The organism is Modestobacter sp. URMC 112 (genome assembly GCF_053502575.1).
The window spans coordinates 880116-893848 of record NZ_CP199957.1; the positions used below are offsets into that span (position 1 = coordinate 880116).

Sequence of the window (13733 nt, forward strand, 5' to 3'; positions counted from 1 at the left end):
CCACCCCTCGCGAGCTCGGGGCGGGACCCTGCAGGGGGCCACACGGACGTGGAGGACACTGACCCCTTGTGACCCGAACGCCGGCCGAGACCGCGCCCGGAGCGGTGCGCCCCGAGACCCCCCTGGACCCCGACGCGGCCATCTCGGTGCGCGGCCTGGTCAAGCGCTACGGCGACAGCACCGCCGTCGCGGACCTCGACCTGGACATCCGGCGCGGGGAGATCTTCGCGCTGCTCGGGCCCAACGGCGCCGGCAAGACCACCACCGTCGAGGTGCTGGAGGGCTACCGCCGGCGGGACGGCGGCGACGTCCGGGTGCTGGGCGTCGACCCGGCCGTCGGCGGCCGGCACTGGAAGGCCGACATCGGCATCGTGCTGCAGTCCGGCGCGGGCGACAGCCAGCTGAGCTGCCTGGAGCTGCTCCGCGCGCAGGCGTCCTACTACGCCGATCCGCGGGACCCGGCGGAGGTGCTGGAGCTGGTCGGGCTCACCGAGAAGGCCGGCGCCCGCGGCCGGAGTCTCTCCGGCGGGCAGCGGCGCCGGCTGGACGTGGCGCTGGGCATCGTCGGCCGCCCCCGGCTGCTGTTCCTCGACGAGCCGACGACCGGGTTCGACCCGGAGGCCCGCCGCCAGTTCTGGTCGCTGATCCGCTCCCTGCGGGACCTGGGGACGACGATGCTGCTGACCACCCACTACCTGGACGAGGCCGAGGAGCTGGCCGACCGGGTGGGGGTCATCGCCCGCGGCCGGCTCGTCGAGGTCGCCGTCCCCGCCGAGCTCGGCGGTCGCGGCCGCGCTCCCGCCGTCGTCACCTGGACCGAGGACGGCGCCCGGCGGACCGCGGAGACCGCCACGCCCACCGCGTTCGTCCGGGAGCTGGCCGGCCGGTTCCCCGGCGAGGTGCCCGACCTGGCGGTGGCCCGGCCCACCCTCGAGGACGTGTACCTGCGGATGATCGGGGAGGCGGCATGAGCGCCGGGACCACGGAGCGCGAGCTGCCCTCGGTCGGCCGGGTGTGCCGGACCCGCGCCGGGGTGGAGCTCAAGGAGTTCTTCCGCCAGCGGGAGTCCGTCGTCTTCACGCTGATGTTCCCGGTGATCCTGCTGCTGGTCTTCGGTGCGGTGCTGGACTACGACCTGGGCAGCGGCGTGTCGTTCATCCAGTACTTCATGGCCGGGGTGATCGCCGCCGGCATCCTGGGCGCCAGCCTGCAGAACATGGCGATCAGCATCGCCACCGAGCGGTCGGACGGGACGCTCAAGGGGCTGGCCGGGACGCCGATGCCGAAGAGCGCCTACTTCGTCGGCAAGGTCGTGCAGGTCCTCGTCGTCACCGCCGCCATCGTGGCGATCCTGCTGGTCATCGGGGCGGTCTTCTACGACATCGAGCCGCCGTCCGGGGCGGACTGGCTGACCTTCGCCTGGGTGACCGCCCTGGGGTCGGCGGCGTGCACGCTGCTGGGCATCGCCATCTCCAGCCTGGCCCGCAACGGCCGGTCGGCCTCGGCGACCGTCACCCCCGTCGCGCTTGTGCTGCAGTTCATCTCCGGCGTCTTCTTCCAGTTCAGCCAGGTGCCGACCTGGCTGCAGACGGTGGCCGCGGTGTTCCCGCTGAAGTGGATGGCGCAGGGCCTGCGGTCGGTGTTCCTCCCCGACGCCCTGGCGGCGGCCGAGCCGGCCGGCACCTGGGAGCTCGGCCGGGTCGCGCTGGTGCTCGCCGTCTGGTGCGTCGTCGGCCTGCTGCTGTGCGTGCGCACCTTCCGGTGGCAGGACGAGGGGACCGGCTGACACACCGGGACCCGGACCTGGAGCCCGGTCGGGAGGGACCCCGGTAGCGTTGCGGCGGTGCCTGCACCACTGACTGCCGAGAACGTCGCCGCCGCGCCGAAGGTCCTCCTGCACGACCACCTGGACGGCGGTCTGCGGCCGCAGACGGTCCTCGAACTGGCCGACCAGGTCGGCTACCGGGAGCTCCCCACCGACGACCCCGCGGCCCTGGGCCGCTGGTTCCAGGAGGCCGCCGACTCGGGCTCCCTGGAGCGCTACCTGCTCACCTTCGCCCACACCGTGGCGGTGATGCAGCGGCCCGAGGCGGTCCAACGGGTGGCCCGCGAGTGCGCGCTGGACCTCGCGGCCGACGGGGTCGTCTACGCGGAGGTCCGGATGGCCCCGGAGCTGCTCACCGCGATGCCCCTGGACGCCGCCGTCGAGGCGATGCTCGACGGGTACGACCAGGGCTGCCGGGAGGCCGCGGCCGCCGGCCGCCCGATCGTGGTCGGCACGCTGCTGTGCGCGATGCGGCAGGCCGACCGGTGGGTCGAGGTCGCCGAGACCGTCGTCCGGTACCGCGGGGCCGGGGTGGTCGGCTTCGACCTGGCCGGCCCGGAGGACGGCTTCCCGCCGGACCGCATCCCCGAGGCGATCGCCGTGCTGGACCGGGCCGGGGCGCACCGGACCGTGCACGCCGGGGAGGCGGCCGGGACGGCCTCCATCCGGGCAGCGCTGGACGGCGCCCGGGCCGAGCGGCTGGGCCACGGCATCCGGATCGCCGACGAGGTCCCGGTGGACGGCGCGCTCGGGGACCTCGCCAAGCGGGTCCTCGACGAGCAGGTGCCGCTGGAGGTGGCGCCGTCGTCCAACGTGCAGACCGGCGCCTACCCGTCGCTGGCCGAGCACCCGGTGGACCGGCTGCACCGGCTGGGCTTCGCGGTGACGGTGAACACCGACAACCGGCTGATGAGCGGGGTCTCGGCCAGCAGCGAGCTGACCGACGTCGCCGCCGTGTCCGGCTGGGACTGGGACGACGTCGAGACGGTCACCGAGCGGGCCCTGGCCGGCGCCTTCGCCGACGCCGCCGTCCGCGACCGGCTGCTCGCCGACGTCGTCCGGCCGGCCTACGCCGCGCTGCGGGAGCGCGCCTGACGGGGGGCAGTGACGGCGCCCACCCCCGCCCGGGGGAATCACGCGGCCCCGCACGCTGCTAACCTGATCGTGCCGGTGAGTGCCGGTCATCCTCCCGGACGGTCCTGTCCGGGCAGCGCATCCGTGCAGATCACGCGTCATCGCAGACGGCGACGATCACCAGTGTGGACGCCGGGCATCCGGCGATCAGCATCACCACGGGACGCGCACCGATCTGTATCGGAGTTCCCGCTTGTCCTCGTTCGACTCTGTCGACGCCCAGTTCACCCCTGACACCACCCCGCTCGAGGCCCCCGTGGCCGAGGCGGCCCCCGCGCCGAGTGGTCCGAGCTTCGCCCAGCTGGGCCTGCCCCAGAACCTGGTGACCGCGCTCGAGCGCAAGGGCATCAGCCACCCGTTCGCCATCCAGACCGTCGCCCTGCCCGACGCCCTCGCCGGGCGCGACGTGCTGGGCAAGGCCGCCACCGGCTCGGGCAAGACGCTCGCCTTCGGCCTGCCGCTGCTCTCCCGCCTCGGCGCCGAGCCGCAGCACGGCCGGCGCAGCCCCCGCGGGCTCATCCTGGTGCCGACCCGCGAGCTCGCCCAGCAGGTGCACGACAACCTGGCCCCGCTGGGCCAGTCGATCGGCGTCCAGCTGGCCGCCGTCTACGGCGGCGCCTCGATGTACCGCCAGATCCAGCAGCTCCGTCGCGGCGTGGACGTCCTCATCGCCACCCCCGGCCGGCTGCAGGACCTGATCAACCAGGGCGAGGCCACCCTCGCCGACGTCGTCGTCTCCGTCATCGACGAGGCCGACTTCATGTCCGACCTCGGCTTCCTGCCGGTGGTCAAGGAGCTGCTCGACCAGACCCGCCCCGACGGCCAGCGGCTGCTGTTCTCGGCCACGCTGGACGGCGAGGTCGACACCCTGGTCCGCCGCTACCTCAAGGACCCGGCCCGGCACTCGGTGGTCACCCCCGCCGACTCCGCCCCGCCGGCCGAGCACCTGGCCTACAGCGTGTCCTTCCCGGACAAGCTGAAGGTGGCCGAGCAGATGGCCGCCCGCCCGGGCCGGATCATCGTGTTCGTGCGCACCCAGCACGGCGCCGACCGGCTGGCCGGCAACCTGCAGGCCGTCGGCATCAACGCCGAGCCGATCCACGGCGGGCTCCCGCAGGCCGCGCGCCGCCGGGCGCTGGAGGCGTTCACCGACGCCCGCAGCCCGGTGCTGGTCGCCACCGACGTCGCCGCCCGCGGCATCCACGTCGACGACGTGTCGCTGGTCCTGCACTACGACCCGCCGGCAGACCACAAGACCTACCTGCACCGCTCCGGGCGCACCGCCCGGGCCGGCGCCGCGGGCGTCGTGGTCTCCCTGCTGCTGCCCGACCAGGTGGGGCAGGCCAAGCGCCGGTTCCGCCAGGCCGCCATCGACACCCCGGTGACGCGGGTCCGCCCGGGCGACGCCCCGATCACGGAGCTCGTCGCCGGCGGCACCTTCGTCGAGCCGGTGCAGCGTCCGGTGCGCGAGTCGCGCCGGCCCGCCGGTGCCGGTGGCCCGGGTGCCCGTCGTCCCCGCCGGGACGGCGACCGCCCCGGCGGCTACGGCAGCGGCCCGCGCCGTCCGTCCGGCGACCGCGATCGCACGTACGGAGACCGCCCGACGGGCGAGCGCTCCTACGGCGACCGGGATCGCACCGGCGGCGAGCGCTCCTCCGGCGACCGCGATCGCTCGTACGGAGGCCGCCCCTCGGGCGAGCGCTCCTACGGCGACCGGGATCGCACCCCGGGTGGGGACTCCCGCGACCGCCGTCCCGGCGGCCACCGCGGGGGCCAGGGGTCCGGCGGCCGCCCGCCGCGCCCCGCGCGCTCCTACTGAAAGAGGACCCCGTCCTCCTCACCCCTCGCACGCTCGGGGTGAGCCTCTGGACGGGGCCTGAGGGCCTGACGGCCGGCTCCCGCACCGCGAGGGCCGGCCGTCGGCCGTTCTGCGTCGGGGGTGACGCGCTCCCCAGTCCTCGTTGATCATGGCCTCGTTGTCGTTGGACACGCCGGAGCACGGCGTGTCGAGCGACACGACGTCAATGATCAACTTTGGGTGGAGCAAGGGCAGTTCGGCCCCGCTGCAGGGTCCCACCGTTCTTCGGCCCCGTCCGGAGGCTCGCCCTGAGCTCGCGAAGGGTGAGAGGGACGGGGTCCTTCTTCAGTCGCGGAAGACCAGGGCTGAGCCGACCTCGACGACGACCTCGTCCCAGGCGCCGGCCAGGACGGCGGCGTCCTCGGCACGCACCGTCGCGGACGGCTCGGTCTCGGCCCGGGCCACCGCCCGGCCCAGCGGCGTGGTGGGCGCCAGCAGGGCCTCCACCCGGGTCAGCCCGGCGTACTCGGCGAGGTCCCGGACCCCCTCGACCGGCTGCAGCAGGGCCCGGTGCTGGACCAGCCCGCCGGCCCCGTCGGCGACCTCGCCCAGCACGTCAGCCAGCTCGGTCAGGTCGTACCGGTCCTGGTCGGCGGGCAGCGGCGGGGTGTCGGTGTCGGCGACCTCGGGCCACGAGGCGATCTCGGTCAGGTCGTGCGGCTCGTCACCGGCGCAGAAGCGGGCCAGGTCGGCCGGCGTGGGGAACAGGAACACCTCGCCGTCCCGGCCGAGGAAGCGCGCCCGGTCCTCGACGTAGCAGCGCAGCGTCAGCCCGGCGCCGTCGGGGACGACCAGCTCGACCGGCAGGATGCCCACCGCCTCCCAGAACTCCTGGGCCTTGGCCACGGCGGCCGGGCTGGCGGTGAGCCGGCTGCCGCCGCGGATGGCGCTGGTGCCGGTGTCGGCCGGGGCGGCCGTGCCGGCGCCAGAAGCGGGACGGTCGGTGGCGCGCGCCTGGGGAGCCGCGACCTCGACGAGCTCGATGTCGTCGTCCTCGTCCTCGTCGTCGGCGGCCAGCGGGCCGCGGGCCTCGGCCTCCTCGCTCGCCGACGGGTAGGCGGCGGCGGTGGTGGTCCCCGCGCCGGTCCAGTCCAGGTGCTCGTCGAGCTCCTCGAGCACGTCCTCCCACAGCTCGTCGACCGCGGTGCCCAGCCGGCTCCAGCTCTCCTCGCCGCTGCGGCCGACGAACGCCTCGACGCCCAGGTTCAGGGCGGCCACCTCGGGGCGGGCGGCCAGCTCGGCGACGGACTCGAAGGCGTCGTCGTCGTCCTCGTCGCTGGTGTCGCAGCAGTCGGCCAGCCGGCCGACGATGTCCAGGACGGCGGCCAGCTCGTCCACGGCCCACCGGTCGGGCGCCTCGGCGACGATGTCGTAGACGCCGTCCAGGTCGTAACGGTGGTCCTCGTCCGGGGTGAGGTCGGCCGGGCCCAGGCCGGTCACCACCGGCCACACCGGGTGGTCGGCCAGGTCGTGGTCGGTGTTGGTGCGGCAGAAGGCGGCCAGCAGGGCCGGCGAGGGGAACAAGTGCACCCGGGCGACGGGCCCGTCCTCGGCGTCCTCGTCGGTGCTGCCGAGGAAGGCCTGCCACTCCTCGCCGTCCTCTTCCCAGGGCGGCGCCCACAGCGTGTAGCCCGTGCGGTCGTCGAGGGTGAGCGCGATGGGGACGATGCTGGGCCTGGCCACCCGCTCATCCTGCCCGGTCTGGCTGTCCGGACGCCAAGGGGCCCGGAGACCCCCCTGCAGGGTCCCGCCGCGAGCTCGCGAGCGGTGGGGGCCCGGGACGGGGCCTCACATGCCCATCGGATGCCAGCAGAAGGACCCCGTCCTCCCCAACCCTTCGCAGGCTCAGGGTCGGGGCCCGGGACGGGGCCTCATAGGCCCATCGGATGCCAGACGCTTTTGGTCTCCAGGAAGGGCGTCATCCGCGCCAGGCCCGGGTCGGCGGTCCAGTCCGGTTCCTCGGGCGTGCTCCGCAGCACCCGCTTGACCGTGCCGGCGGCCGACCGCTCCAGCTCCATGGCCAGCGGCCCGGCCGCGCCGGCCAGGTCGATGCCGTCGACGTCGGCGTGCTCGGCCAGCCACGGACCGATCTCCGCGGCGTCCCCGGTCAGCAGGTTCACCACGCCGCCGGGGACGTCGGAGGTGGCCAGCACCTCGCCGAGGGTGACCGCCGGCAGCGGCCGCTGCCGGGAGCTGACCACGACGGCGGTGTTGCCGCCGGCCAGCACCGGCCCGAGCACGCTGACCAGCCCGAGCAGCGAGCTCCGCTGCGGTGCGAGGACGGCGACCACCCCCGTCGGCTCGGGCACCGAGAACCCGAAGTACGGGCCGGCGACCGGGTTGGTGCTGCCCAGCACCGCGGCCAGCTTGTCCGTCCAGCCGGCGTACCACACCCACCGGTCGATGGCGGCGTCCACCGCGGCCCGGGCGCGGGCGGCCGACAGCCCCTCGCCGGCGGCGACCTCCTCGGCGAACTGGGCCGCGCGGCCCTCCATCACCTCGGCCACCCGGTACAGCACCTGGCCGCGGTTGTAGGCGGTCGCGCCGGACCACTTCGGGAACGCGGCGCGGGCGGCCACGACGGCGTCCCGGGCGTCCTTCCGGGAGGCGTGCGCGGCGTTGGCCAGGAAGTGGCCCCTGGCGTCGTGCACCTCGTAGGTGCGGCCGGACTCCGAGCGGGGGAACGCCCCGCCCAGGTACAGCTTGTAGGTCTTGCGGACCGCGAGCCGGTCGGTCACTGCTCCGCTCCCTTGAGGTAGGCGGCGAGTCCCTGGCGGCCGCCCTCCCGGCCGTAGCCGGACTGCTTGTAGCCGCCGAACGGCGAGGTCGGGTCGAACTCGTTGAAGGTGTTGGCCCACACCACGCCGGCCCGCAGCCGGTCGGTGATCGCCAGGATCCGGGAGCCCTTCTCCGACCAGACGCCGGCGGACAGCCCGTAGGTGCTGTTGTTCGCCTTGGCGACCGCCTCGTCGGGGGTGCGGAAGGTCAGCACCGACAGCACCGGACCGAACACCTCGTCGCGGGCGATCCGGTGGGCGGTGGACACGTCGGTGAAGACGGTCGGCTTGAACCAGAAGCCCTTGTCGGGCAGCTCGCCGTCCGGCTGCCACCGGCGGGCGCCCTCGGCCTCCCCGACGTCGGAGAGCTCGCGGATGCGCGCCAGCTGCTCGGCCGAGTTGATCGCGCCCAGGTCGGTGTTCTTGTCCAGCGGGTCGCCGACCCGCAGCGTGCCGATCCGCCGCTGCAGCGAGGCGACGACCTCGTCGTGCACCGACTCCTGCACCAGCAGCCGGGAGCCGGCGCAGCACACGTGGCCCTGGTTGAAGAAGATGCCGCGGACGATGCCCTCGATGGCCTGGTCGACCGGGGCGTCGTCGAACACGATGTTCGCCGCCTTGCCGCCCAGCTCCAGGGTCAGCCGCTTGTGGGTGCCGGCGACGGCCCGCGCGATCGACTGGCCGACCTCGGTCGAGCCGGTGAACGCCACCTTGTCCACGTCGGGGTGCGCGACGACGGCGCGGCCGGTGTCACCGGCGCCGGTGACGATGTTGACCACACCCGGCGGCAGGTCGGCCTGCTGGCACACCTCGGCGAACAGCAGCGCGCTCAGCGGGGTGGTCTCGGCCGGCTTGAGGACGACGGTGTTCCCGGTGGCCAGCGCCGGTGCGACCTTCCAGGCCAGCATCAGCAGCGGGAAGTTCCACGGGATGACCTGGCCGGCCACGCCCAGCGGCCGGGGGGCCGGCCCGAGGCCCGCGTGCTCGAGCTTGTCGGCCCAGCCCGCGTGGTAGAAGAAGTGCGCCGCCGCCAGCGGGACGTCGACGTCCCGGGACTCGCGGATCGGCTTGCCGTTGTCCAGGGTCTCCAGGACGGCGAACTCCCGGGACCGCTCCTGCAGCAGCCGGGCGATGCGGAACAGGTACTTGCCGCGGTCGGCCGGGCGCATCGGCCCCCAGGTCTTCACGAACGCCCGGCGGGCGGCGCGGACGGCCCGGTCGACGTCGTCCTCGCCGCCGGTGGCGACCTCGGCGAGCACCTCCTCGGTGGCCGGGTTCAGCGTCTTCAGCGGGGTGCCGGTGCCCTCGGTGAACTCGCCGTCGACGAACAGCCCGTAGCTGGGCTTCAGGTCGACGATCGAGCGGGACTCGGGCGCCGGGGCGTACTCGAACAGGCTGGTCATGTCAGTCCACGCTCACGTGGTCGGGGCCGGAGTAATGGCCGGTGCGGAGCTTCTGGCGCTGCAGGAGCAGGTCGTTGAGCAGGCTGGAGGCGCCGAGCCGGAACCAGTCGGGGGAGAGCCAGTCGGCACCGACGGTCTCGTTAATGAGCACCAGGTGCTTGACGGCGTCCTTCGTCGTCCGGATGCCACCGGCCGGCTTGACCCCGACCTGGCGGCCGGTCGCGGCGCGGAAGTCGCGCACCGCCTCGAGCATGACCAGGCAGACCGGCAGGGTGGCGGCGGGGGAGACCTTCCCGGTGGAGGTCTTGATGAAGTCGCCACCGGCCAGCATGGCCAGCCAGGACGCGCGGCGGACGTTGTCCAGGGTGACCAGCTCGCCGGTCTCCAGGATGACCTTGAGGTGCGCCTCGCCGCAGGCCTCCTTGACCGCGACGACCTCCTCGAACACGTCGAGGTACCGGCCGGCGAGGAACGCCCCGCGGTCGATGACCATGTCGATCTCGTCGGCGCCGTTGGCCACGGCGTCCCGGACGTCGGCCAGCTTGACCGCCCGGCTGGCCCGGCCGGACGGGAAGGCCGTGGCGACGGCGGCGACGTTGATCGCGGTGCCGGCCAGGGCCTCCTTCGCGACCCCGGCGAGGTCGCCGTAGACGCAGACCGCCGCGACCGGCGGGCAGGTGGGGTCCCCGGGGTCGGGACGGCGGGCCTTGGCGGCCAGCGACCGGACCTTGCCGGGGGTGTCGGCCCCCTCGAGGGTGGTGAGGTCGACCATCGAGATCGCCGTGTCGATCGCCCAGGCCTTCGCCGTCGTCTTGATCGAGCGGGTGCCCAGCACCGTCGCCCGCGCCTCCGCGCCCACCTGGTCGACGCCGGGCAGGCCGTGCAGGAAGGCGCGGAAGGCGGCGTCCGAGCGGGTGACGTCGGCGAAGGGCTCCAGCGGCCCGGGGACCGGCCGGCCCTCGCGCGACAGCGCGTCGGGGTCGAGCACATGGGTCATGCGCGGCATTCTCCACTGCCGTGCGGCGGCGGGGACGTGCCGCTCACCCTGATGGTGGGTGCCCGGGTGGCGCGCGTCAGGCCGCTGCCGGCGCCCAGCCCCTGATGGACGGCCCGCCGTGGGGCAGCAGCGTCCGACGGTCGACGAGCGCTCGTTCAGGACTTCTTCCCGCTCTTCTTGCCCCCCTTCTTCCCGCCCTTCTTGCCCAGCTCGCTCTGGGCGGCGGAGCTCTTGCGGGGGTTCTTCTTGCCCTCCTTGTCCGCCTTGGCGTTCGCCTTCTTCGCCGTGGCGCTGCCCTTGCCGCTCTCCTTGGCCATGCCGGACCTCCCGGTCGAGGGGTGCCGTCCGGGTCCGGACAGTCAGGGCGGAGCCACTACCCCGGCCGGACCGGACAGAAGCCTGGGTTAGAAGTGACCCTTCTCGGGGGCGGTGCGAGCGCACTCAGATGACGGGGACCCGACCCGGTCCGCCGGGCGCGTCCGGCGTCACGATTGGGCATCGACGCTGGTCAGCGCCCTGGTCGGACCCCTACCGTCCGCACCGTGAGGCGCTCCCTGAGCACGGCGGCGACGGCACTGGCACTCGCCCTGCTCGTCGGCTGCACGGGCACGGGCACGGGCAGCGGGGCCTCGGGCGGCGCGGACGGCAGCGCCGGCGAGGGGGTGAGCAGCCCCGAGGTCGCCGCCGAGGAGCCCGGGGGCGCGCCGGCCGGCGCCGTGGACGCCGACGCCGATCGGCAGGTGGTCACCACGGCCGCCGCCTCCCTCGCGGTCGAGGACCCGGCCGAGGCCGCCCAGCGGGTCAGCGAGCTGGTCGACTCGGCCGGCGGCCGGGTCGACGAGCGCACCGAGCGGGCGGCGTCCGGGGAGGACGGGGTCGAGGGCGCCGTCGCCGACCTCGTGGTGCGGGTGCCGGCGACCGCGCTGACCGGCGTCCTGGCCGACCTGGAGGACGTCGGCGACGTCGAGCACGTCTCGGTGTCCCGCTCGGACGTGACCGGCACGGTGGTCGACCTGGACGCCCGGATCTCGGCGCTGCAGACCTCGGTGGCGCGGCTGCAGGCCCTGATGGACGGCGCAGCCACCACCGAGGCCCTGCTGGCGGCCGAACGGTCCCTCTCCGAGCGGCAGGGGGAGCTCGAGGCGCTGCAGTCCCAGCGGGCCCTGCTGGCCGACCAGGTGGAGCTGTCGACGCTCCGCGTGCACCTGGAACCGTTCGGCGTGGCGCCCGCCGGTGGGCCGGACGGCTTCCTCGACGGGCTGGGCACCGGGTGGCGGGCCCTGGCGTCGACGGCCGGCGCCGCCGTCGTCGTCCTCGGCGTCGTCCTGCCGTGGCTGGCGGTCGCGGTGCTGGTGACCGCAGCGGTGCTGGTGCCGCTCCGCCTGGCACGGCGCCGCGCCGCGGTGCCGGCGCCCGCGGCGCCCCGGCAGGAGTGAGGGGACGCGGTCCGTCCCCCGGGACGAGCGCTGCCCCGCTGCCCGGCCGATAGCCTGTGCGCCGTGCAGCTGACCGTCGTCGACCACCCACTGGCCCGCGCGCGACTGTCGCGGATGCGCGACGAGCGCACCGACAACGCCGCGTTCCGGGCGGCGCTGCGGGAGCTGACCCAGATGCTGGTGTACGAGGCCACCCGCGACCTCGCCGTCGCCGAGGAGCCGATCACCACCCCGGTCACCGACACCACCGGGTACCGGCTGGCCGCGCCGCCGCTGATCGTGCCGGTGCTCCGGGCCGGCCTGGGCATGGCCGACACAGCGCACGGGATGCTGCCCGAGTCGCAGATGGGGTTCGTCGGGCTGGCCCGCAACGAGGTCACCTTCCAGCCCGAGGCCTACATGGCCTCGCTGCCCGAGTCGCTCGTCGACCGCGAGGTGTTCGTCCTCGACCCGATGCTGGCCACCGGCGGCTCGCTGGTGCACTGCTGCGGCCTGCTCACCGGACGCGGCGCCACCTCGATCACCGTGCTGTGCGCCCTCGCCGCCCCCGAGGGCCTGCGCCGGCTGGAGGAGAGCGGGCTCCCGCTGCGGGTGTTCACCGCCAGCGTCGACCAGCGGCTCAACGAGTCCGCCTACATCGTCCCGGGCCTGGGCGACGCCGGCGACCGCCAGTTCGGCGCGGTCTGACCGTGCGCTTCGCCGTCCTGGGCACCGGCTACTGGGCCCGCACCGTGCACGCAGCGTCCCTGGCCGGGCACCCCGACGCCGAGCTCGTCGGGGTGTGGGGCCGGGACCTCGCCAAGGCCAAGGCGGCCGGCGCAGAGTTCGACGCCCTCGGCACCGACGACCTGGACGGGCTGCTCGCCGACGTCGACGCGGTGAGCATCGCCCTGCCGCCCGACGTCCAGGCGCCGCTCGCCGAGCGGGCCGCCGCGGCCGGCCGGCACCTGCTGCTGGAGAAGCCGGTCGCGCTCTCCACCGAGGCCGCCGACCGGGTCGTCGCCACCACCGAGGCCGCGGGCGTCGCCTCCGTCGTCTTCTTCACCGCCCGCTTCCGGACGGCGACCTCGACCTGGCTGGAGCAGGCCGCCCGCACCACGCTGGCCGGCGGGGCGATGACCTGGCTGAGCGCCCGCGCCGGCAGTCCGTTCGAGGACTCGCCCTGGCGCGACGAGCACGGCGCCCTGTGGGACATCGGGCCGCACGCGCTCGCGCTGCTGGTGCCCGCGCTGGGTCCGGTGGAGGCCGTGCAGGCCGGCGCCGGGCAGGGCGACACGGTCCACCTGGTGCTCACCCACCCCGGCGGCCGGGCGAGCACGGTGACCCTGTCGCACACCGCCGCCGAGCTGGCGACGGGGATCGAGACGTGGGTGCACGGCGACGCCGGACGGCTGGTGCTGCTGCCGGAGTTCGACGACCCGGTGGAGGCGCACCAGGCCGCCGTGACCGAGCTCGCCGCGGCCGCGCTCACCGGAGGCGCGCACCCCTGCGACGCCGCCTTCGGCCGCGACGTCGTCACCGTGCTCGAGGCGGCCCAGCGGGCGCTCGGCAGCGGCTGCCGGGAGACGGTCGGGCGGTGACCGCGCAGGTGCAGGCGTCGGTCCCCAGGCGGCCGGCGGGCCGGGTCGACGTCCGGCGGTCCCCGACCGCCTACCCTTTCCTGTACGGCGACGACGGTCCACGACCGCTCTGGTCCCACCCGGGCGAGGGTGGACCGGTCACCGCCGTCCTGGCGCTGGTCCTGGGCACCCGGCCCGGGCCCGACCGCCACGCCCGCCCGGCCGTCGTCCCGACAGGAGCAACCCGGTGACCTTGGCGCAGTGGTACGTGAGCCGGGGCCGCATCGACCGGTCGACCTGGTGGCTGCGGTACACGCTGCCGCTCGTGCTGCTCAGCCTGCTGGCGACGCTCACGGACCTGGCCTTCGGCTACACCGAGTGGGCCGACCTGGTCCCCGCGGACGGGTCGCTGGGCACTGCGGGCTCCGGACCGTTCGTCACCGTGGTCGCCCTGCTGACGTTCGTCCCGTCGGTCAGCTCCACGGTCACCCGGCTGCACGACCGCGGGCACTCGGCCTGGTGGCTGCTGCTGGCGCTCGTGCCGCTGGTCGGCGTGGTGGCGCTGCTGGTCATGACCGGCTTCCTGCGCGGGGACGGCGGACCCAACCGGTACGGCCCGCCCCCGCGAGCGCCGCAGGAACCGTCGGGAGACCAGCTGTACGTGCCGCCGACCTGGTCCTGACCGCCCGGCGGGACGCCGGGTCACCCGGTCGGGGCACAGACACCGCGCGCCGCGGGCGTCAT

Annotated in this window: 13 protein-coding genes; 8 read left to right on the forward strand and 5 right to left on the reverse strand. The window is 75.0% G+C overall.

Going from position 1 to position 13733, the window contains the following annotated elements:
* Window positions 1–68 precede the first annotated feature (68 nt).
* The 4 genes from ACWIX6_RS04300 to ACWIX6_RS04315 all read left to right on the forward strand — a co-directional run bounded on the left by ACWIX6_RS04300 (window position 69) and on the right by ACWIX6_RS04315 (window position 4778).
* On the forward strand, window positions 69–971 hold the full coding sequence (locus ACWIX6_RS04300; RefSeq protein ID WP_448615605.1) for an ABC transporter ATP-binding protein: 903 nt from the start codon (window positions 69–71) through the stop codon (window positions 969–971).
* Entirely contained in the window at window positions 968–1786 is an 819-nt protein-coding gene (locus tag ACWIX6_RS04305) for an ABC transporter permease (RefSeq protein WP_448615606.1), read from the forward strand. Before ACWIX6_RS04300 ends, ACWIX6_RS04305 begins: the two co-directional genes overlap by 4 nt.
* A 57-nt stretch (window positions 1787–1843) precedes the next feature.
* The gene (locus ACWIX6_RS04310) at window positions 1844–2920 is read left to right on the forward strand and encodes an adenosine deaminase (RefSeq protein WP_448615607.1); all 1077 of its coding nucleotides are present in this window, start codon (window positions 1844–1846) and stop codon (window positions 2918–2920) included.
* A 232-nt stretch (window positions 2921–3152) separates the two neighbouring features.
* Complete coding sequence (locus tag ACWIX6_RS04315) at window positions 3153–4778, forward strand: DEAD/DEAH box helicase (protein WP_448615608.1); 1626 nt, start codon at window positions 3153–3155, stop codon at window positions 4776–4778.
* A gap of 324 nt (window positions 4779–5102) precedes the next feature.
* Here ACWIX6_RS04315 and ACWIX6_RS04320 read toward each other — a convergent pair whose 3' ends face one another.
* The 5 genes from ACWIX6_RS04320 to ACWIX6_RS04340 all read right to left on the reverse strand — a co-directional run bounded on the left by ACWIX6_RS04320 (window position 5103) and on the right by ACWIX6_RS04340 (window position 10311).
* Window positions 5103–6500 (reverse strand): hypothetical protein, encoded by a 1398-nt coding sequence (locus ACWIX6_RS04320; protein ID WP_448615609.1) that lies wholly within the window; start codon window positions 6498–6500, stop codon window positions 5103–5105.
* Window positions 6501–6688: 188 nt separating this feature from the next.
* Window positions 6689–7555 (reverse strand): aldehyde dehydrogenase family protein, encoded by an 867-nt coding sequence (locus ACWIX6_RS04325; RefSeq protein ID WP_448615610.1) that lies wholly within the window; start codon window positions 7553–7555, stop codon window positions 6689–6691.
* Complete coding sequence (locus tag ACWIX6_RS04330) at window positions 7552–8997, reverse strand: aldehyde dehydrogenase family protein (RefSeq protein ID WP_448615611.1); 1446 nt, start codon at window positions 8995–8997, stop codon at window positions 7552–7554. The genes ACWIX6_RS04325 and ACWIX6_RS04330 overlap by 4 nt, the downstream gene beginning before the upstream one ends.
* Window position 8998: 1 nt before the next feature.
* Complete coding sequence (gene deoC, locus ACWIX6_RS04335; protein ID WP_448615612.1) at window positions 8999–9994, reverse strand: deoxyribose-phosphate aldolase; 996 nt, start codon at window positions 9992–9994, stop codon at window positions 8999–9001.
* Between the two features lie 155 nt (window positions 9995–10149).
* On the reverse strand, window positions 10150–10311 hold the full coding sequence (locus ACWIX6_RS04340) for a hypothetical protein (RefSeq protein WP_448615613.1): 162 nt from the start codon (window positions 10309–10311) through the stop codon (window positions 10150–10152).
* Window positions 10312–10536: 225 nt separating this feature from the next.
* On the opposite strand from ACWIX6_RS04340, the gene ACWIX6_RS04345 reads away from it, so the two are divergent.
* From ACWIX6_RS04345 to ACWIX6_RS04360, 4 genes are all read left to right on the forward strand, one after another.
* The gene (locus ACWIX6_RS04345) at window positions 10537–11430 is read left to right on the forward strand and encodes a DUF4349 domain-containing protein (RefSeq protein ID WP_448615614.1); all 894 of its coding nucleotides are present in this window, start codon (window positions 10537–10539) and stop codon (window positions 11428–11430) included.
* A gap of 63 nt (window positions 11431–11493) precedes the next feature.
* Window positions 11494–12117, forward strand: coding sequence for a uracil phosphoribosyltransferase (gene upp, locus ACWIX6_RS04350; RefSeq protein WP_448615615.1), 624 nt, complete (start codon window positions 11494–11496; stop codon window positions 12115–12117).
* A 2-nt stretch (window positions 12118–12119) separates the two neighbouring features.
* Window positions 12120–13010 (forward strand): Gfo/Idh/MocA family protein, encoded by an 891-nt coding sequence (locus ACWIX6_RS04355; RefSeq protein ID WP_448615616.1) that lies wholly within the window; start codon window positions 12120–12122, stop codon window positions 13008–13010.
* A gap of 226 nt (window positions 13011–13236) precedes the next feature.
* Window positions 13237–13671, forward strand: coding sequence for a DUF805 domain-containing protein (locus ACWIX6_RS04360; protein ID WP_448615617.1), 435 nt, complete (start codon window positions 13237–13239; stop codon window positions 13669–13671).
* Window positions 13672–13733 lie beyond the last annotated feature (62 nt).